Origin of the sequence: Aliamphritea hakodatensis (assembly GCF_024347195.1) — a bacterium.
In the GTDB taxonomy this organism is placed as follows: domain Bacteria; phylum Pseudomonadota; class Gammaproteobacteria; order Pseudomonadales; family Balneatricaceae; genus Amphritea; species Amphritea hakodatensis.
In genome coordinates, this window is record NZ_AP025281.1 from 2410409 (window position 1) to 2427429 (window position 17021).

The following is a 17021-nucleotide window of genomic DNA, read 5'->3' on the forward strand; positions in this document are numbered from 1 at the left end:
GTTTAAGGATTAGTTCTTAACAACTTGATTTTAAGGAGATTTAAGGTGAGCCAGGCAGGCTGAAATTTTCCGCCTGGGCGATCAGAACTTGCCGTAACAGCTGGATCTGGACCGCCATCGGCCGTTTTACCTGCGACACAATGCCGATGCTGACCTCCGCACCGGCTGCCTGCAGAGGTTCGATCCGCAGTGATTCATGTAACTGCAACGGCAACCGCATCCGGGGCACCACGCTGATGCCCAGATTGCTCTGCACCATGTTCATCAGGGTGCTGATATGGCTGGCGGTAAATTTTATTTGCAGGTCGATGCCATCGCGGGTGCAGAGCTTACTGACCAGCTGTCCCGGATCGCTTTCCCGGGTCAGGCCGATAAAGTCGTATTGTGCTAACGCCTGCAGGTTGATTTCTGTCAGTGTTTCCAGTGGATGTCCGGCGGGAAACAGTACATACAGCTGGTCGGTTTGCACAGGTACGTAAAGGAAATCAGGATGGTCCTGCCAGTAAGAGGTTATGCCCAGATGTGCTGCGCCGGAGGTGAGGTGCTCAATGACCCGGCTGTCGGTATCGTCGAGAATGGAAATACTGGTGTGGGGAAAGCGTTCCTGAAAGCCGGCCATGACCGGTGCCAGCATGGCAGCAGCAACCCCTTCCGAACAGGTGATAACGATCCGGTAGTTATCTTCCTGACACAGTTGCTGCATATGTGCCAGGGTGTGATCCAGATCCTGTAGCAGACGTTCGGCATTGCTGAGAATTTTCAGGCCGGCTTCGGTCATATTCACCCGGCGGGAGCTGCGTTCGAATAATACCGCACCGAGCTTTTCTTCCAGTTGCTGTAACTTATAAGAAAGTGCCGGCTGGGAGAGGTTCAGCTGTTCAGCAGCCCGGGTAAAACTCAGGGTATTGGCCAGCGCGATATAGGCACGGATTTCCTGGATTGTAATATTGGTCATAGCGGTTTCGGGCCTTTCTCGCGGGATATGCGGGGCAAAGTAACCTGCCCGGGGGAATATGGCAATTACTGGATCATAATTTCTGATGCAGCGACAAGCTATATAATATTTTACAAATCCAGTGGGTATTTTTAGTCTGAATCGACGGGGTTGTCCGTTTAATCAAACTAATCGTACCTGAAAAATGAATGCCAATAATAAGAAGCTGATCAAATCTGTTCTGTGTGGTGATGCTCTTGAAGCGTCCGAATTCTCTGAGTTAACTAAATTTTCAACCCTTCAGTCATTCGCCGCAGGGGAAGCGTTTACCCTTGCCGACAGCGATGAACTGGGGATTCTTCTCAGCGGTGACGCCGAGATTACCCAGCAGGGGCTTACTGTTCAGTTGTCTGCCCAGGTGAATATTAACAGCCTGAACCCGACCGATGATTCAGTTCAGGGCTGTGCGACATCTGCGGCGGTGGTGCTGCGTTTGCAGCGGGAGGCTCTAAGCACCTGGCTGGATCACTCGCCGCAAACTGCTGCGGTGGCCGTGCGGTTGCTGCGGCTGGACCGCCAGCGCAGTGCGGTTCAGGCGGTGGCCCGTGATGCTCAGGCTGAGCAGGCTACGCAAACCCGGCTGGAAAAAGACCTGCTGGGTGAGCGGCAGGTGCCTGCGGATGCTCTGTACGGGGTGCAGACCCTGCGCGCCGCTGAAAACTTTGCCATTACCGGCATTAAACTGATGCACTTTCCCAAGCTGGTTACCGCGCTGGCGATGGTTAAGAAAGCCGCTGCCCGGGCCAATAACAAGCTGGGGCTACTGGATAATGATGTAGCCGCAGCGATCAGCAGCGCCTGTGATGAAATCATTGCCGGCCAGTGGCATGAACACTTTGTTGTTGATGTGATCCAGGGCGGGGCCGGTACCTCTACCAATATGAATGCCAACGAGGTGATTGCTAACCGTGGTCTGGAGATCATGGGGCATAATCGGGGCGAGTATCAGTATCTGCACCCGAACAATCACGTCAATCTTTCCCAGTCCACCAATGATGCTTACCCCACCGCTATCCGTCTGGGCATCTTGTTAAGCCATCAGGAATATGTGTCGGCGCTGGGCAATCTGTCCTACCAGCTGAAGCAGAAAGCCGTTGAGTTTTCCGATGTGGTTAAGATGGGCCGTACCCAGTTACAGGATGCGGTGCCGATTACCCTGGGTCAGGAATTTGATGCCTGGTTCTCAACCGTGAAAGAAGACATAGAAGAAGCCAAGGATGTGGTGGAATTCTTCCGTGAAATTAATATGGGTGCCACGGCAATCGGTACCGGCATTAATTCTGATCCTGAATATTCCAGCCTGGTAATTGAAGAGCTTTCACAGATTTCCGGTAAGGAGCTGGTACGGGCCCGAAACCTGATCGAAGCTACCTCGGATATGGGCGCATTTGTAACCTTCTCCAGTGTGTTGAAACGTAATGCTGTGAAGCTATCTAAAATGTGTAATGACCTGCGTTTATTATCCAGCGGGCCGCGGGCCGGTTTGCAGGAAATTAATTTACCGCCGATGCAGCCGGGCAGCTCCATTATGCCGGGCAAGGTAAATCCGGTAATTCCGGAGATGGTAAATCAGGTGGCGTTTCAGGTTATCGGTAACGACATCACGGTCACCATGGCCGCAGAAGCCGGGCAGTTACAGCTGAATGTTATGGAGCCGGTGATTGCTTTTAATGTCTTGCAGTCGCTGCGGTTGCAGGTGCGGGCGATTAACACCCTGGCAGAAAAATGTATTCAGGGTATTACGGCTAACGAGCAGCATTGTCTGGATGTGGTGAATAACAGCATTGGCATCATCACCGCGCTGAACCCTTTTATCGGCTATGAAAATGCCACCCGGATCGCCAAAACAGCGATTGAGAATAACAGCAGTGTACGTGAACTGGTTCTGCAGGAAGGGCTGCTTTCCATTGAAGAACTTGACGACGTGCTCAGCGTAGAAAACATGACTGCACCGCGCCGAATGCGCAAAGCTGCAGCGAGTGCAATTTAAGGAGTATAAAAATAATGAGCGTACAGAATAAAGATTACTGGCTGAGCCTGAAGGCTTCCATCACGTTACAGGACAAAGCGTTTATCGACGGCCAGTTTGTGGCAGCCAGCGATGGCGGCACCTACGAAGCCATCAACCCGGCGACCGGCGAAGTGCTGGTCAATGCGGCGGCCTGTACCGGTCAGGACGTGGATGCGGCTGTGGCTGCTGCCCGCCGTACTTTCGACAGCGGTATCTGGGCGGATCAGGCACCGGCTGCCCGTAAGGCGGTACTTAAACGTCTGGCGGCCCTGATCATGGAAAACCATGAAGAAATGGCGCTGCTGGAAAGCCTGAACGTCGGCAAACCGGTACAGGATGCTATGAACATCGACATTCCGGGTTCTGCCGGCTGTTTTGAATGGTACGCCGAAGCAATCGATAAACTGTACGGCGAAGTCGCGCCGACCGACGGTAACAATGTTGCCACCATTACCCGTGAGCCAATCGGTGTGGTTGCAGCGGTGGTACCGTGGAACTTCCCGCTGGACATTGCTGCCTGGAAACTGGCCCCGGCGCTGATTGCTGGTAACTCGGTAGTTCTTAAGCCTGCGGAGCAGTCGACCCTGACCGCACTGCGTCTGGCTGAGCTGGCGAAAGAAGCGGGCATTCCGGACGGTGTGCTGAACGTGGTGACCGGCCATGGCCATGTAGTGGGTAAAGCACTGGGTCTGCATATGGATGTGGACTGCCTGGCATTCACCGGTTCAACGGCGGTTGGCAAGCTGTTCATGGGGTATTCCGCGGAATCAAATCTGAAAGCGGTCTGGCCGGAAACCGGCGGTAAGAGTCCGAACCTGATCTTTGCTGACTGTGATCTGGACGCGGCTGTTGAGCACGCTGCAATGGGCATTTTCTTCAATCAGGGCGAAGTCTGCTCGGCTAACTCCCGTATTCTGATTGAAGCCAGCGTTAAAGACGCATTCGTTGAAAAATTTGTGGCGAAAGCTGTTTCGATGAAGGTAGGTGACCCGCTGGATGCTGATACTCAGGTGGGTGCACTGATCGACCAGCAACACGCCTGCAACGTTCGCGAGTTTATTAAACAGGCACAAGCTGAAGGCGCGCAAATGCTGACCGGCGGTGTGGGTGATGAGGCTACTGCTGTGGTTGCACCGACCATTTTTGACGGGGTAAATCAGGATATGCAGATCGCCCGTGATGAAGTGTTCGGCCCGGTTGCCGCACTGATGACCTTCGACAGTGAAGAAGAGGCGGTGCGTATTGCCAATGATTCCCTGTACGGACTGGCGGCATCCCTATGGACCACTAACCTGAACCGTGCACACCGTGTTGCTAAGAAACTGCGGGCCGGTACGGTTTCAGTGAATACCATGGATGCGCTGGATTTCAGTACGCCATTTGGCGGTTACAAGCAGTCCGGTTTCGGCCGTGATCTGTCTCTGCATGCGCTGGACAAGTTCACGCAGCTGAAGACTACCTGGATCAAGCTGGGCTGATAGCTGTAAAGGGGGACACAACGCCGGGGTTTTCTCCGGCGTTTTTATATGCTCTGAAACGGGTTTTATCAGGCGGTTTTGTGACCGGCATCAACCGGCTATTCAGAACAGGCTGGCTGTTGCTGACGGACCGGGCGAATCCGTGGTAACAGGTTATTGGCTAACAGTGCGCTGACGACCAGCAGCATGCCGTAGAGCTCCATCGGGTCGATGACCTTGCCCTGCAGGAAGGCAATGATGAAGGCGGATACCGGAATCATATTCATGAACAGCAGGGCATTAATCGCCCCGACCCGGGCGACCCCGCTGGCCCAGCATGAAACCGCCAGTACACCGGCTGCCAAAATCAGGTAACTGATCTCAAAGCTGACCATACGGATATCGCTGAGTGCCGGTAAATAGGCGGCCCCGCGCCAGCCGGCGATCAGATTTACCGCCACTATGGTAATCAGGCCGGCACAGCAGGACATCGCTGTATAACGGCTGGCATTCCAGCCGGGGACCTGGGTGATGCCCATGGAAAAAATGACCCAGCAGGTGACGCCGAGAATGATCATCAGATCACCCTTGATGGCGCTGAGCTGCAACAGGTTGTCGATGTCGCCCCGGGAAATGACCAGCATGACCCCGGCAATGGCAACCAGTGCGCAGGCAAGGGTAGCCGGGTCCGGCCGTTTGCCATGGATAACCCAGGTAATCAGGGCACTGATCAGGGGCATTAATGAGGCGATAACTGCGCCATGTTCTGCCGGCGCGTATTCAAGGCCATGAAATAACAGGACGGAAAAGCCGCAGAAGCCGCATGAGCCATACAGCCAGACTTTGACGAACTGACCGTCAAAACCAAAACCGCTGCGGCCCTGTTTCAGCCACAGCAGCAGGCAAAAGAACAGTGCCCCGAAGCCATAGCGGACCGTTGTGAGCGTGTAGGCATCCAGGTACTGAAGCGCGGTTTGTGAAACCCCGTACATACCGCCCCAGGCGACAGCGGCGATGAGCAGGTTGGTGCTGCCCAGCAGTGAACCGGAGGCATCTGCGGGGGAAGTATGTGCCTGTGAAGTCATAGTGAAACAACCTTAATAGGACTGGCAGGAAAAGGAATAACGGGATTGTAGGGCCTGCTTGCGGGGCAGATAAGCACAGGGTCTGAAACAAGATCAACGAAAAATTTGAAGATGTCGTTAAGGCACACCCAGAGCAGACATTTCTGAACAGTTTGTCTCTGTTATCCGGTGCAAAAAGGCCAGCGACACGGGAGTAATACACATGGTGGTTTCGGTAAAACCTGAGTACCTCCGGGTGCTGATTGCGGTGGAGAGTAACGGCAGTCTGTCTGCTGCGGCGGCGGAGCTGGGTATCACGGTTTCCAGCGTCAGTTATGCAGTCCGTCAGCTTGAAGAGCAGTTGGGGCAGGCACTGTTAAATCGTGACAGTTACCGGGTCTGCCTGACCCCGGCCGGGGTTACCGCCCGAGATTACGCCGAACAGATACTCAACCTGCACCAGAGTCTTGAAGCCCATGTACGACAGGTGGGCGAAGGCTGGGAGCCGGAGCTGCGAATTGCCTTTACCAACATGATGTGCGGCGAGGTGCTTTACCAGTGGCTCAGCGAGTTTTATCAGCTGAACAGCCGCACCCGCATCAGAGTAGTCCGGGAGGTGTATCAGGGGACCTGGGATGCCCTGTATGACCAGCGGGTCGATCTGGTGATCGGCGCCGTCGGCCAGCCGCCCCATGAAGTGGATATTGAATATTTACCGGCCGGCCGCCAGTCACTGATGCTGGTAATGGCACCGGATCATCAGTTGGCAACGGATAACCGGCCGCTGAGCATGGGTGAACTGAGCCGTTACCGGCTGGTGGATGCGGGTGACAGCAGCCGTCTGATCCGGCCGGGTAAAGGGCAGCAGCAATTGTGTGAAGACGTACTGATCGTACCGGATCTGTTTGCCCAGCGTGAAGCCATTTTAAGCGGCATTGGCGTGGGTTTTATGCCGGCACATCTCATCAGTGACTTACTGGCCAGCGGGGCACTGTTAAGCCGTGAGATAGTGAATTACGACTGCAGCAGTGAGCTGTTTGTGGCATGGCGCAAGTCATCCCGCGGGCAGGCACTTAACTGGTTCCGGGAACGGCTGCAGGCAAGGGAAATGCGGGCACGTTTTTTAAAACCGATTTTAACTAATCGTCAGGAAGAGGGTGAGGAAAGATGACTGACAAGCGAACAATCAGTGTCTGGGAGCTGAACGGGCTCAGCGGACAGGAAAGAGAACAGCTGTTACAGCGCACCGAATCAGATATGTCGGACTACCTGCTGCAGGTCAGCCCGATCATTGAAGATGTCCGTCAGCGGGGAGATGTGGCCCTGGCTGAATACGGCCGCCGTTTTGATGGCGCTGACATCAGTGAAGCGGATCTGCGGGTAACGCCGGAAGAGTTTCAGGCGGCAGCGGCAAAGGTTGATGCTGAAACCCGCGAAGCCATTGAATACGCCGCAGACAATATCCGCCGTTATCACGAAGCACAGAAACCCGGTGAAATGACCATGCAGGAAGTGCGCCGGGGCAGTTTTGTTGGCGAACGTTTTCTGCCGATTCCTTCGGTGGCCTGTTATGTGCCCCGGGGTAAGGGGTCATTCCCTTCGGTGTTGCTGATGAATGCCATTCCGGCAGTGGTTGCCGGTGTTAAACAGGTGGTTGTCATCACACCGCCGGGAGCAGACGGCAGTGTGGACGCCGCCACGCTGGTAGCTATACAGCTGATCGCTGATACCCAGGGCTGCCAGATTCAGGTGTTTAAATGCGGCGGTGCACAGGCGGTTGCAGCGGTTGCCTATGGTACGGCCACCGTACCCCGGTGCAGCAAGATTGTCGGCCCGGGCTCACCCTGGATGGTGGCCGCCAAGCAACTGCTAAGCAGCCGGATTGATCCGGGTATTCCCGCCGGACCTTCAGAATCCATTGTGTTTGCAGATGAAACGGTGGACGGTGGCCTGGCGGCGCTGGATCTGCTGATTGAAGCGGAGCACGGGCCGGATTCTTCTGCGTTTCTGGTTACCACGTCAAGGCAGGTCGCGGAACAGGCCATTGCCGCCATGCCGGACCACTGGGCTGCGATGTCGGAACTGCGGGTAGAGTATTCTGCCACCGTTATCTGTGGGCCGATGGGCGGTATTGTCATTGCCGAAGACCGTCAGCAGGCGTTTGATTTCATCAATGATTATGCGCCGGAGCATTTACAGATCCTCAGCACCGATGCCTGGCAGTATCTGGGAGACATCGAAAATGCCGGTGAAGTACTTCTGGGCCAGCACTCACCGAGTACGCTGGGGAATTTTGTACTTGGCTGCAATGCGGTGTTACCGACCTCCGGTAAGGCTGCTACGGTGTCACCGTTATCTGTGATGGACTTTATGAAGTTCATGTCCGTGGCTTATGTGACTGAGTCCGGTTACCCGGAAATGGCGAAGCAGGCTGAACGGCTGGCGACCTACGAAGGCTTTGACGGCCATGCCCGGGCGGTATCCGCCGTGCGTAAACCTTATCTGCGCTGAGTTACCAGTTATCCGCCAGCTTACTGATGTAAAAGTCCATCCATAAACGGGCTTTGTGCGTCAGGCCCCGCTGGCTGGGGTAGAGGATATACAGGTTGATTTCCGGGGTGTGCCAGTCTGGCAGCACCCGGCATAACTTGCCGGACTCAACCTGTTCATGAACCAGATACGCGGGCAGGCAGGCGATGCCGGCACCGCCGGCAATCACGGTTGTCAGGGTGGTCATATCATTGATTTGCATGCTTGGGGTGACATTCAGCGAGTGAATGTCGCCCCGGCTGTTCTGCAGCCGCCAGTTAAGCACGTTACTGGCATCAGACATGACCAGTATCCGGTGCTGGTGCAGGGCATCCGGATCGGAAGGCGTACCATGTTTCTTCAGGTAGCCCGGGGCTGCAAATAAGCCGGCGCTGCCGCCGCCTAACTTTCGGCTGATCAGGTTTGAGTCTTCCAGTTTGCCGACCCGGACCACCAGGTCGAAGCCTTCGCTGACCACATCTACCCGCCGGTTATTCAGGTCAAGATCGATATTCACCAGTGGATACAGTTCTGCGAACTCACTCAGGTGGGGGGCGATCAGTGTTTGCCCGGTGGTGACCGAGGCGCTGATCCGCAGTTGACCCCTGGGAGTCTCGCTCAGTTGCTGTACCGCATGCTCGGCGTTTTCTACCGCTTCGTTAATCTGCTTGCAGTGCTGATAGTAAATGCGTCCGGCCTCGGTAAGATGAACAGCACGGGTGGTACGCTCCAGCAGGCGGGCACTGAGGGCAGTTTCCAGCATGGCCATCCGGCGGCTGACTTTGGATTTCGGCAGATTCAGCGCCCGGGCCGCGGGTGAAATTCCCTGCAGCTCTGCTACCTTGGCGAATATCAGCATGTCGTTAATATCAGGCATGGCTAATCACTATTGTCGTTCTATTTTCAGAACAGTATTTTGCAGTTGTGCTTACTAGTCAAATAAATCAGAACGTTTAAGATGGTTATATCGCTTCAGTAACGACATACTGATCACCGGACAGGCAGGAGTAAGGCATGAAAGTATTAGCATTTGCAGCATCCAACAGTAAGCAATCCATTAACAAACAACTGGTAGGCTACACCACAGGTTTAATCAGCGGTGCCGAGATTGAAATTCTGGATCTGAATGATTACGAAATGCCACTGTTCAGTGTGGACCGTGAAGCAGAACTGGGTCAGCCGGAACAGGCACAAGCGTTTTTCCGCAAAATCGGCGAAGCAGATGCACTGGTGATTGCGTATGCGGAACATAACGGCTCGTACACCGCCGCCTGGAAAAACCTGTTTGACTGGACATCCCGGATTGACCAGAAAGTCTTCCAGAACAAGCCAATGCTGTTGCTGGCAACATCCCCGGGCCCCGGCGGTGCGCGTAATGTGCTGACCCAGGCGAAAACCTCTGCCCCGTATTTCGCCGGTGAGGTGGTAGCGGATGTTTCCGTGGCAAGTTTCTACGATGTTTTTGATATGCAAACCGGGAAGGTGACTTCAGAAGACGCCGCCGCTGAAATTGAAAGTGCAGTTGCAGCGCTGGCTGAACATCGGGTTGCTGTTACGGCATAGAAAATAAAAACCTCTTACCGTGCAGGGCTGGTAAGAGGTTGCTTTCTCATTTCCGCGCAATTTCGCGCCACCAGTAAGCATTCTCTTCCATCTTGGCTAAATCCAGCCGCTGGCCTATTTCAGGTGTCACCAGTTTTACACCGGCAGCGTCTGCCAGTTCACTGATCCGTTCGAAAGGTTCGTACCACGGATGCAGGGCAAGGTCGAAGGTGCCGTTATGCACCGGTAGCAGGGCTGTTCCTTTTACATCAAGATGGGCCTGCAGGGTTTCTTCCGGGCTCATGTGTACCTCTGACCAGTCTTTATCGTAGGCGCCGTTTTCAATCAGTGTCAGATCAAACGGGCCGAGGCGTTCGCCGATCTCTTTAAAGCCTTCAAAGTAGCCGGTATCACCACTGTAAAAGATGTTCTGATCCGGAGTTTTAATTCCCCACGACGCCCACAGGGTCTGATTACCGCCGGTAATGCCCCGGCCAGAAAAGTGCTGTCCGGGAGCCGCAGTCAGTTGCAGTTTGCCGATATCAACGTGCTGCCACCAGTCCAGTTCGTGAATCTGTTGCGGATCGACACCCCAGTCCAGCATTAACTGACCGACACCCAGCGGCGTTACGAAGTGTTCAGCCATGTTGCTGAGTGTTTCAATGGTAGCCTGATCGAGGTGGTCGTAGTGGTCATGGGAAATGATCACGCCTTTAATGTCCGGCAACTGGTCATATTCCACCGGTACGGGGTGGAAGCGCTTCGGGCCCATCCACTGCACCGGGGAGGCGCGCTCTGAAAACACCGGATCGATCAGCCAGAATTCTCCCTCTACAGCCAGTAACATACTGGAATGCCCCAGCCGATAAAGGGCCGTGCCGGTATGATTGTCGGCCTGCAGCTGAGCTTTGTTCAGGGTTGTCAGGGGGATATCGGCGGCGGGCTGGGCATCTGTCCGTTTCTCGGTCATGTAGCGCCAGGCTATACGCGCCAGAGTGGCTGAGTCATTCATGACAAATTCTTTCTGATTGCGGAATTTGCCGTCTGCAAACTGTGTTGAGTCTGAGTAATCTGCGATTTCAGGTGTATTGCTGAAAATGCTGCAGCTGAATAACGATGCCATCAGAGTGCCTCCCAGAAGGACTTTGCCGAATGTTTTAAGACGCATAGTAAGGTTTCAATAAGTAAACTGTACGGTGCAGTTTACTTGTTTATATGTAAAAGTAAACTCGTTGGTGTATATTTGCTTCGAAACCGGATTTAACAGCGGAGCAACGGGTATGACACGGCAGACGCTCAGCCAGCGAAAGCGGGCGGCAATTGTTGAAGCAGCAGTGCTGGAACTGAGTGATAAAGGTTTTCAGGCAATGAGTATGGATGCGTTGGCAGCACGGGCCGAAGTTTCTAAACGGACGGTGTATAACCATTTCGCCAGCAAAGAGTTGCTGTTTCAGGAAATCGCCATGCTTATTTTTGAGCAAAGCAGTGAAGTGACGGCGATTTCTTACAGTCCTGACAAGAGTGTCACTGAACAGCTGACGGCGTATGGCCGTAATGAAACTGAACTGCTTAAATCCCGGCGTTTCAGGGATCTGTGCCGGGTGATGATTGCCGAGTGTATTCATTCACCGGCGCTGGCTGCAGAGGCCATGGTTAAATTTGCCGAACAGGAACAGACCCTGGAGCAATGGATCAGCGCAGCCATTGCGGATGGTAAACTGCAGCCTGTTGATGCCAATTATGCGGCGAACCAGTTCCATGGGTTGATTAAGGCGCAGGCATTCTGGCCACAGCTGTTAATGGGTCAGCCGTTTCCTGATGATGAAACTTGCGAATTAATTATTGGTGACGCAGTTGCGATGTTTACCGGCCGTTACGGAGTGTAAGACAGGCATGGTGTCATTTGTCTGACTGGCTCTGTCATACACACAGCCGATGCGTTTCAATTAACCCTCTCTTACAATTTCAGTGATGCCGGAGCTTACCTATGTCTCAGTTGTTTGATGCCATGCCAGACCCTTATGAACAGTGGTTTCTTACCCCGCTGGGAGCGGTGATTAAACAGCTTGAACTTGATCTGATCATGCAACTGGTGCAGCCGCAGCCCGGTGAGCATATTCTGGATGCCGGTTGCGGCAGCGGTATTTTTACAGAGCCTCTGGTCACTGCCGGGGCCGGTATTACCGGCATTGATGTCTCCCGGCCAATGCTGGAGTGGGCTGAAAAGCGTTTGCCTGAACAGCAGTTTCTTACGGCGGATATGTGCGATCTGCCATTTGCCGATGGCCACTTTGATAAGACCGTGTCTGTTACGGCGCTGGAATTTATTGAAGATGCGCAACGGGCCATGGATGAAATGTGGCGGGTAACTAAACCCGGTGGGCTGATGGTGGTGGCGACTCTGAACGGCAAAAGCCCCTGGGCAGCACGGCGCAGGGCAAAGGCGGCGGCGGATAAAGATTCCCTGTTCAATCACGCATGGTTCCGCACGCCCGATGAGCTGGCCAGCCTGATGTCTGTCGCCGGTGAAATTCACACCGCCATTCATTTTGAGAAAGATGCTGATCCTGATGGCGCTTTGCAGGTTGAGGCACAGGCACTGGCAAAGGGTGAAGACAGCGGTGCATTTCTGATCGGTTGCTGGCGCAAGCCGTAATCCTGCCTGATTGGCTGCTGGGGCAAGCCCTGACCGGCTGGGTTTCGGCTGCAGCCATTCAGAAACCCTGTGACGGTTATCGAAAATCTGCTTTGCAGATTCGCCGGCTATCTGCTGTTATTGCTGTAACCCTTTGTTAACTATGAACAGGTTGCAGCATGAAGGTTACCGGTTATCACACCACTCAGGTTTCAGTTCCCCTCAGTCAACCACTGATCACGGCGATTCACCGTACTGATGCTGTGGGATGTGTGTTGCTGTCCATCGAAACCGACGCAGGCTTGTGCGGTGAGGGCTATGTCTTCGCGCTGAATCAGCAGCGTCTGCCAGCATTTACCGCCATGATCGACAGCCTGATGCCCCTGATTGTCGGCCAGAATCCTCTGTATATTGAAAAACACTGGCAGGCCATGTGGCGGGATGTAAACCCGGCGGGCTTAAAAGGCGTCACAGTATCGGCAATGTCTGCCATCGATACGGCTCTCTGGGACATTGTCGGCAAGCGCGCAGGGCTGCCGCTGTATCAGTTATTTGGGGCATGCCGGGATGAAGTTAAAACCTATGCCAGCAGCGGCCTCTGGCTGAGTCAGTCTATTGATGAGTTGATTGCCGAGGCGCAGGGGTTTGTTGATCAGGGATTCAGGGCCGTTAAGTTAAGGCTGGGCAAAGAGGATATCAGGGAAGATGTTGCCAGAGTCAAAGCACTGCGTGAGTCTCTGGGGGATTCGACGGAGATACTTACCGATGCCAATCAGTCGCTAACGCCCCGCAAGGCGATCAGCCTGGCCCGGCAGATTGCCGACTATGACATTACCTGGCTGGAAGAACCGGTAGCGGCTAATGACTTTGCCGGCCACCGACGGGTGCTGGAAGCCATCGATATCCCGCTGGCCAGCGGTGAAACCGAGTACACCAGCTTTGGCATGAAGGATATGCTGGAGCAACGCACGGTGGATGTGCTGATGCCGGACCTGCAGCGGATTGGCGGCCTGAGTGAAATGCGTAAATCCGCCGCCATCGCCGCCAGCTATCACACACCGATATCCACACATATCTTTACCGAGCAGAGCCTGAGCATTGCGGGTTCTGCCGCTAACTGTATTTCTGTTGAGCACGTGGACTGGTTTGCGCCGCTGTTTAAGGAAAAGATGACCGTAGCAGAGGGCTGTATTGCTATGCCGCAGACACCGGGTCTTGGATTCAGCTTTGACTGGGATACTGTTGCGCAGTTACAGCTGACACCGTAAAAAAGGAGAGCCGCAGCTCTCCGAAAACCACAGTAGCATTAAAGGATCTGGGAGAAAGCCTTGTTACTGTGCAGACGGACGGACTAAGTCTGGCAAGCTCTCATTGCCAAACGACCCATACGTGAGAAAAGGTGAGATAAGCGGCCTTTCAGGGAAAGGCCGCGGGCAGAAGATGTGGCTGTTAAGCTGCGGCTTCTGCAGTCAGAAAGCCTTCGCTCTGCAGGTCAGCCATGGTCGCTTCAATGGATTCACGCAAAGTGGCCACCAGGAAGTCGACGTTTTCTTTGCTCAGGGTCAGTGGCGGTGACAGAACGTTCATGTGCGCCAGCGGACGTACAATCAAACCACGTTTCTGACAGTGATCTGCAATCCGGTTACCGACTTTGGCATCCGGGTTGATCAGTTCCTTCGTCTCTTTGTTCGCAACGTTTTCGATACACATCATGAACTTACGGCCGCGCACATCACCCACGATTGGCAGGTCGATCAGGGTTTTAACCTGTGCTTCGAAGTACGCACCCATATCTTTCACATGGTCACACAGGTTTTCCCGCTCCATGATTTCGATGTTTTTAACACCGGCGGCACAGCTGACCGGGTGGCCTGAGTAAGTGAAACCGTGGGTAAAGAGGGCTCCGTCTGCCTGTGGCTTGCTGATGACTTCATACATTTCTTCAGAAATGATAGTCGCACCCAGTGGCAGGTAGCCTGAGGTCAGGCCTTTTGCACAGGTAATGATGTCCGGCACGATGCCGAATTCATCTTCAGAGGCAAACATGTGGCCCAGACGGCCAAATGCAGTGACCACTTCATCGGATACGTACAGGACGCCGTACTTACGGCATACTGCCAGGGTTTTCTGATGGTAGCCTTCAGGGGGAACGATAACGCCACCGGCACCCAGAATAGGTTCAGCAAAGAATGCTGCAACGTTGTCCGGGCCCAGTTCAAGAATCTTGTCTTCCAGTTCCTGTACTTTCTCATCACAGAACGCTTCCAGGCTCTGTTCATCCGGACGGCGGTAAGGGTTAGGGCAGGAGATGTGATGTACCAGCTGCTCTTCAATGTCGAAACCGATGTGGTCGAACTTAACACCGGTAATGGACATCGCCATATAGGTGCTGCCGTGGTAGCCGTCGATCCGGGAAATGATCTTCTTCTTGGTCTTCTTACCCAACTGGTTGAAGTAGAAGTGGATCATCCGTACAGCGGTGTCGTTGGCGACAGAACCGCCACAGCCGTAGAAAACGTGGTTCAGATTGCCCGGTGCCAGTTCGGCCAGTTTTGCTGCCAGCTGCGCTGCCGGTACTGTCGTGTGGTGACCAAAGCAGGAGTAATAAGGAATCTGACGAACCTGATCGGCAATGGCCTGCGCCATTTCTTCACGGGCATAGCCGATGTTTACACACCACAGGCCGCCGATACCGTCCAGGTATTCATTGCCGTCGCCGTCTTTGACGTGCACGTTATCACTGTCAGCCAGCACCATAGAACCGCTTTCTTTGAAGGTAGAAAAATCTGTCCAGGGATGAATGTAGTGGTCTTTGTCCTGCTGCCACACTGTGGTCATATCGATGTTTTTATCGGACATTTTCAGGAACGCTCCTCAATTTTAATTGTATTTGTGCAGCCACAGATCGCTGGCGGTATACAAATTTCACCCTTTGAAAACCGCTGAACCGTACATGGCTGAAGTGTCGGAATCACTGATTAGCTGATTACAAGGTATGCGCTATCAAAGCATAGGTAAAATACTAAAAATTGTAGGCCTGCATCAGAAAAATTAATTCAGGCAGTGTTTGTATCCGTTTTGATGATTAACAGGCTGCTGGCTACACTGAAATGACGGTGTTATCAGGTGATCTGAAGGAGTGACAGATGATGGAATTTAACTGGCTGGGGGTGTTAGTAGCTACACTGCTGAGTTTTGCATTCGGCGCACTCTGGTATTCACCTTTGCTGTTTATGCAGCGCTGGTGCCGTGAATCCGGGGTTGATCCTGCTAAAGATATGACCAGCCCTGTGAAGGTCTATGTGACGACATTTCTGTTAACCCTGATGTCTGCATTTACGCTGGCCTTTCTGCTCGGGCCGCACCCGGGGGTGGGTAATGCACTGATGGTGGCGGTGCTGATCGGCGTCGGGCTCACAGCCGCGTCTATGGGCATTAACTATCAGTTTGCTGGCAGAAGCCAGGTTTACTGGTTTATAGATGCAGGGTTTCATGTCTGCCGGTTTGTCATTATCGCACTGACGCTGGCGCTCTGGCCTTAAGCATTATCGGAAATCACCGTGGTGATCCAAACTGTCATATCAGATGGGTTTAGTTACCTTAATGCCGATGGCGTCTGCAAAGCCGGCGATCTGTTCAGCGCTGGTAGACCAGTGGGTGACCAGGCGGTAGTAGTCCTTCAGGATTCCCTGATCTTCCAGGGGCCAGTGATACATTTCGTACCCGGCATCACGGCTACTGTGGTACTGGGATTCTGTTAACCGGATAAACAGCTGGTTGGTGTGCGCGCTGAATCGGGTTTCAATGCTGTGCTGTTTAAGTAACCGGTCACACAGTGCCGCCATCTGGTTGGCGTGACGGGCATTGTTCAGCCACAGGTCGTTGCTGAAATATGTGTGTAGCTGAGCCGAGAGGAAGCGCATTTTTGATGCCAGATGGCCGCTGCGTTTTGCTCTGGCCATGATGCCTTTGGCATACTGCGGGTCGAATATTACCAGTGCTTCAACATTGAAAGCGCCGTTTTTACTGGCACCCAGCGTCATGGCGGTTACCCCTGCGCGCCAGCTCAGTTCTGCTGGATGGCATTGACGGGCAGCCACTGCATTGGCGAACCGGGCACCGTCGACAAAGTAATTCAAACCATATTGTTTGCAGAGATCGCCAAATATCTGCATGTCTTCAGGGCTGTAAGTCCTGCCCAGCTCTGTTGCCTGGGTGATCGCCAGTGTCGCGGGTGGGCTGCCATGAATATCATTCCAGTGCGTTGCCTCAAGCTGTTGTGCCAGTTGTTGGGGAGTGATTTTGTCTATCTCTCCGCCGCAGTATTGCAGCCGTGCGCCGCCGGTGAAAAATACCGGAGCGGTACTTTCTGAAATAGCCAGATGACTGGATTCATGGCAAATAATGCTTTGATAGTTGTTACACAACTGTCCCAGCGCGAGGCAGTTAGCAGCGGTGCCTGTCAGGACCGGCATCACCCAGACGTCGGTGTCGAATATCACTGACAGGAATTCATTCAGCTGCTGCGTATAAAAGTCGTCGCCGTAGGGTAAATCTGTGGTGCCCTGAATGTGCTGTTGCAGGAAAGCGAATATTTCCGGACAGGCAGGGGCGGTATTGTCTGATAGGAACATCGGAGTCTCCTCAGCCGGGGCTGAAATAATTGTCACGGACGAATTTGAAACGCTGACGTATCAGCCGCTTGATCATTGCTTAATTAAGCCATACTATATTTGTTATACACTCGTATAACAAGGAGCTTGGTGCAATGTATCAAACTATGCAAACA

General features: G+C 53.6%; 15 protein-coding genes. 9 read left to right on the plus strand and 6 right to left on the minus strand.

Annotation, left to right across the window (positions count from 1 at the left end; translation table 11 throughout):
• Positions 1 to 40: 40 nt before the first annotated feature.
• Positions 41 to 955, minus strand: a complete 915-nt coding sequence (locus PCI15_RS11060; protein WP_271274395.1) for a LysR family transcriptional regulator — start codon at positions 953 to 955, stop codon at positions 41 to 43.
• Positions 956 to 1139: 184 nt separating this feature from the next.
• Here PCI15_RS11060 and aspA point away from each other — a divergent pair, with 184 nt between their 5' ends.
• Both aspA and PCI15_RS11070 read left to right on the plus strand, forming a co-directional pair.
• Positions 1140 to 2984: an aspartate ammonia-lyase gene (gene aspA / locus PCI15_RS11065; RefSeq protein ID WP_336296739.1), complete on the plus strand. Its 1845-nt coding sequence runs from the start codon at positions 1140 to 1142 to the stop codon at positions 2982 to 2984.
• 14 nt (positions 2985 to 2998) lie between these two features.
• Positions 2999 to 4483, plus strand: a complete 1485-nt coding sequence (locus PCI15_RS11070) for an aldehyde dehydrogenase (RefSeq protein ID WP_271274396.1) — start codon at positions 2999 to 3001, stop codon at positions 4481 to 4483.
• A 98-nt stretch (positions 4484 to 4581) separates the two neighbouring features.
• Here PCI15_RS11070 and PCI15_RS11075 read toward each other — a convergent pair whose 3' ends face one another.
• Complete coding sequence (locus PCI15_RS11075) at positions 4582 to 5547, minus strand: DMT family transporter (protein WP_271274397.1); 966 nt, start codon at positions 5545 to 5547, stop codon at positions 4582 to 4584.
• 202 nt (positions 5548 to 5749) lie between these two features.
• Here PCI15_RS11075 and PCI15_RS11080 point away from each other — a divergent pair, with 202 nt between their 5' ends.
• Both PCI15_RS11080 and hisD read left to right on the plus strand, forming a co-directional pair.
• Positions 5750 to 6697: a LysR substrate-binding domain-containing protein gene (locus tag PCI15_RS11080; protein ID WP_271274398.1), complete on the plus strand. Its 948-nt coding sequence runs from the start codon at positions 5750 to 5752 to the stop codon at positions 6695 to 6697.
• The gene (gene hisD, locus PCI15_RS11085) at positions 6694 to 8037 is read left to right on the plus strand and encodes a histidinol dehydrogenase (protein ID WP_271274399.1); all 1344 of its coding nucleotides are present in this window, start codon (positions 6694 to 6696) and stop codon (positions 8035 to 8037) included. The genes PCI15_RS11080 and hisD overlap by 4 nt, the downstream gene beginning before the upstream one ends.
• Before the next feature lies 1 nt (position 8038).
• Here the strand turns inward: hisD and PCI15_RS11090 are convergent, their stop codons facing one another.
• Entirely contained in the window at positions 8039 to 8932 is an 894-nt protein-coding gene (locus PCI15_RS11090; protein ID WP_271274400.1) for a LysR family transcriptional regulator, read from the minus strand.
• Positions 8933 to 9069: 137 nt separating this feature from the next.
• Here PCI15_RS11090 and PCI15_RS11095 point away from each other — a divergent pair, with 137 nt between their 5' ends.
• Positions 9070 to 9618 carry an NADPH-dependent FMN reductase gene (locus PCI15_RS11095; protein WP_271274401.1) on the plus strand — a complete coding sequence of 183 codons (549 nt, stop codon included), beginning with the start codon at positions 9070 to 9072 and terminating at the stop codon, positions 9616 to 9618.
• 46 nt (positions 9619 to 9664) lie between these two features.
• Here PCI15_RS11095 and PCI15_RS11100 read toward each other — a convergent pair whose 3' ends face one another.
• Positions 9665 to 10720 (minus strand): MBL fold metallo-hydrolase, encoded by a 1056-nt coding sequence (locus tag PCI15_RS11100; protein ID WP_271274402.1) that lies wholly within the window; start codon positions 10718 to 10720, stop codon positions 9665 to 9667.
• Between the two features lie 157 nt (positions 10721 to 10877).
• On the opposite strand from PCI15_RS11100, the gene PCI15_RS11105 reads away from it, so the two are divergent.
• The 3 genes from PCI15_RS11105 to PCI15_RS11115 all read left to right on the plus strand — a co-directional run bounded on the left by PCI15_RS11105 (position 10878) and on the right by PCI15_RS11115 (position 13500).
• A complete protein-coding gene (locus PCI15_RS11105; RefSeq protein ID WP_271274403.1) occupies positions 10878 to 11483 on the plus strand; it encodes a TetR/AcrR family transcriptional regulator in 606 nt (201 codons plus the stop codon).
• A gap of 101 nt (positions 11484 to 11584) precedes the next feature.
• Positions 11585 to 12253: a class I SAM-dependent methyltransferase gene (locus tag PCI15_RS11110; protein ID WP_271274404.1), complete on the plus strand. Its 669-nt coding sequence runs from the start codon at positions 11585 to 11587 to the stop codon at positions 12251 to 12253.
• A gap of 158 nt (positions 12254 to 12411) precedes the next feature.
• Positions 12412 to 13500: a mandelate racemase/muconate lactonizing enzyme family protein gene (locus tag PCI15_RS11115; protein WP_271274405.1), complete on the plus strand. Its 1089-nt coding sequence runs from the start codon at positions 12412 to 12414 to the stop codon at positions 13498 to 13500.
• A gap of 181 nt (positions 13501 to 13681) precedes the next feature.
• Here PCI15_RS11115 and PCI15_RS11120 read toward each other — a convergent pair whose 3' ends face one another.
• Positions 13682 to 15091, minus strand: coding sequence for an aminotransferase (locus PCI15_RS11120; RefSeq protein WP_271274406.1), 1410 nt, complete (start codon positions 15089 to 15091; stop codon positions 13682 to 13684).
• A 287-nt stretch (positions 15092 to 15378) separates the two neighbouring features.
• Here PCI15_RS11120 and PCI15_RS11125 point away from each other — a divergent pair, with 287 nt between their 5' ends.
• Complete coding sequence (locus tag PCI15_RS11125) at positions 15379 to 15774, plus strand: DUF1761 domain-containing protein (protein WP_271274407.1); 396 nt, start codon at positions 15379 to 15381, stop codon at positions 15772 to 15774.
• A 39-nt stretch (positions 15775 to 15813) separates the two neighbouring features.
• Here PCI15_RS11125 and PCI15_RS11130 read toward each other — a convergent pair whose 3' ends face one another.
• Positions 15814 to 16866: a threonine aldolase family protein gene (locus tag PCI15_RS11130; RefSeq protein ID WP_271274408.1), complete on the minus strand. Its 1053-nt coding sequence runs from the start codon at positions 16864 to 16866 to the stop codon at positions 15814 to 15816.
• Positions 16867 to 17021: the final 155 nt, after the last annotated feature.

What these genes read in the sequence shown, in the direction of transcription:
- PCI15_RS11060 (WP_271274395.1), bottom strand. Translation starts at nt 955, where the DNA reads ATGACCAATATTACAATCCAGGAAATCCGTGCCTATATCGCGCTGGCC.
- aspA (WP_336296739.1), top strand. Translation starts at nt 1,140, where the DNA reads ATGAATGCCAATAATAAGAAGCTGATCAAATCTGTTCTGTGTGGTGAT.
- PCI15_RS11070 (WP_271274396.1), top strand. Translation starts at nt 2,999, where the DNA reads ATGAGCGTACAGAATAAAGATTACTGGCTGAGCCTGAAGGCTTCCATC.
- PCI15_RS11075 (WP_271274397.1), bottom strand. Translation starts at nt 5,547, where the DNA reads ATGACTTCACAGGCACATACTTCCCCCGCAGATGCCTCCGGTTCACTG.
- PCI15_RS11080 (WP_271274398.1), top strand. Translation starts at nt 5,750, where the DNA reads ATGGTGGTTTCGGTAAAACCTGAGTACCTCCGGGTGCTGATTGCGGTG.
- hisD (WP_271274399.1), top strand. Translation starts at nt 6,694, where the DNA reads ATGACTGACAAGCGAACAATCAGTGTCTGGGAGCTGAACGGGCTCAGC.
- PCI15_RS11090 (WP_271274400.1), bottom strand. Translation starts at nt 8,932, where the DNA reads ATGCCTGATATTAACGACATGCTGATATTCGCCAAGGTAGCAGAGCTG.
- PCI15_RS11095 (WP_271274401.1), top strand. Translation starts at nt 9,070, where the DNA reads ATGAAAGTATTAGCATTTGCAGCATCCAACAGTAAGCAATCCATTAAC.
- PCI15_RS11100 (WP_271274402.1), bottom strand. Translation starts at nt 10,720, where the DNA reads ATGGCATCGTTATTCAGCTGCAGCATTTTCAGCAATACACCTGAAATC.
- PCI15_RS11105 (WP_271274403.1), top strand. Translation starts at nt 10,878, where the DNA reads ATGACACGGCAGACGCTCAGCCAGCGAAAGCGGGCGGCAATTGTTGAA.
- PCI15_RS11110 (WP_271274404.1), top strand. Translation starts at nt 11,585, where the DNA reads ATGTCTCAGTTGTTTGATGCCATGCCAGACCCTTATGAACAGTGGTTT.
- PCI15_RS11115 (WP_271274405.1), top strand. Translation starts at nt 12,412, where the DNA reads ATGAAGGTTACCGGTTATCACACCACTCAGGTTTCAGTTCCCCTCAGT.
- PCI15_RS11120 (WP_271274406.1), bottom strand. Translation starts at nt 15,091, where the DNA reads ATGTCCGATAAAAACATCGATATGACCACAGTGTGGCAGCAGGACAAA.
- PCI15_RS11125 (WP_271274407.1), top strand. Translation starts at nt 15,379, where the DNA reads ATGATGGAATTTAACTGGCTGGGGGTGTTAGTAGCTACACTGCTGAGT.
- PCI15_RS11130 (WP_271274408.1), bottom strand. Translation starts at nt 16,866, where the DNA reads ATGTTCCTATCAGACAATACCGCCCCTGCCTGTCCGGAAATATTCGCT.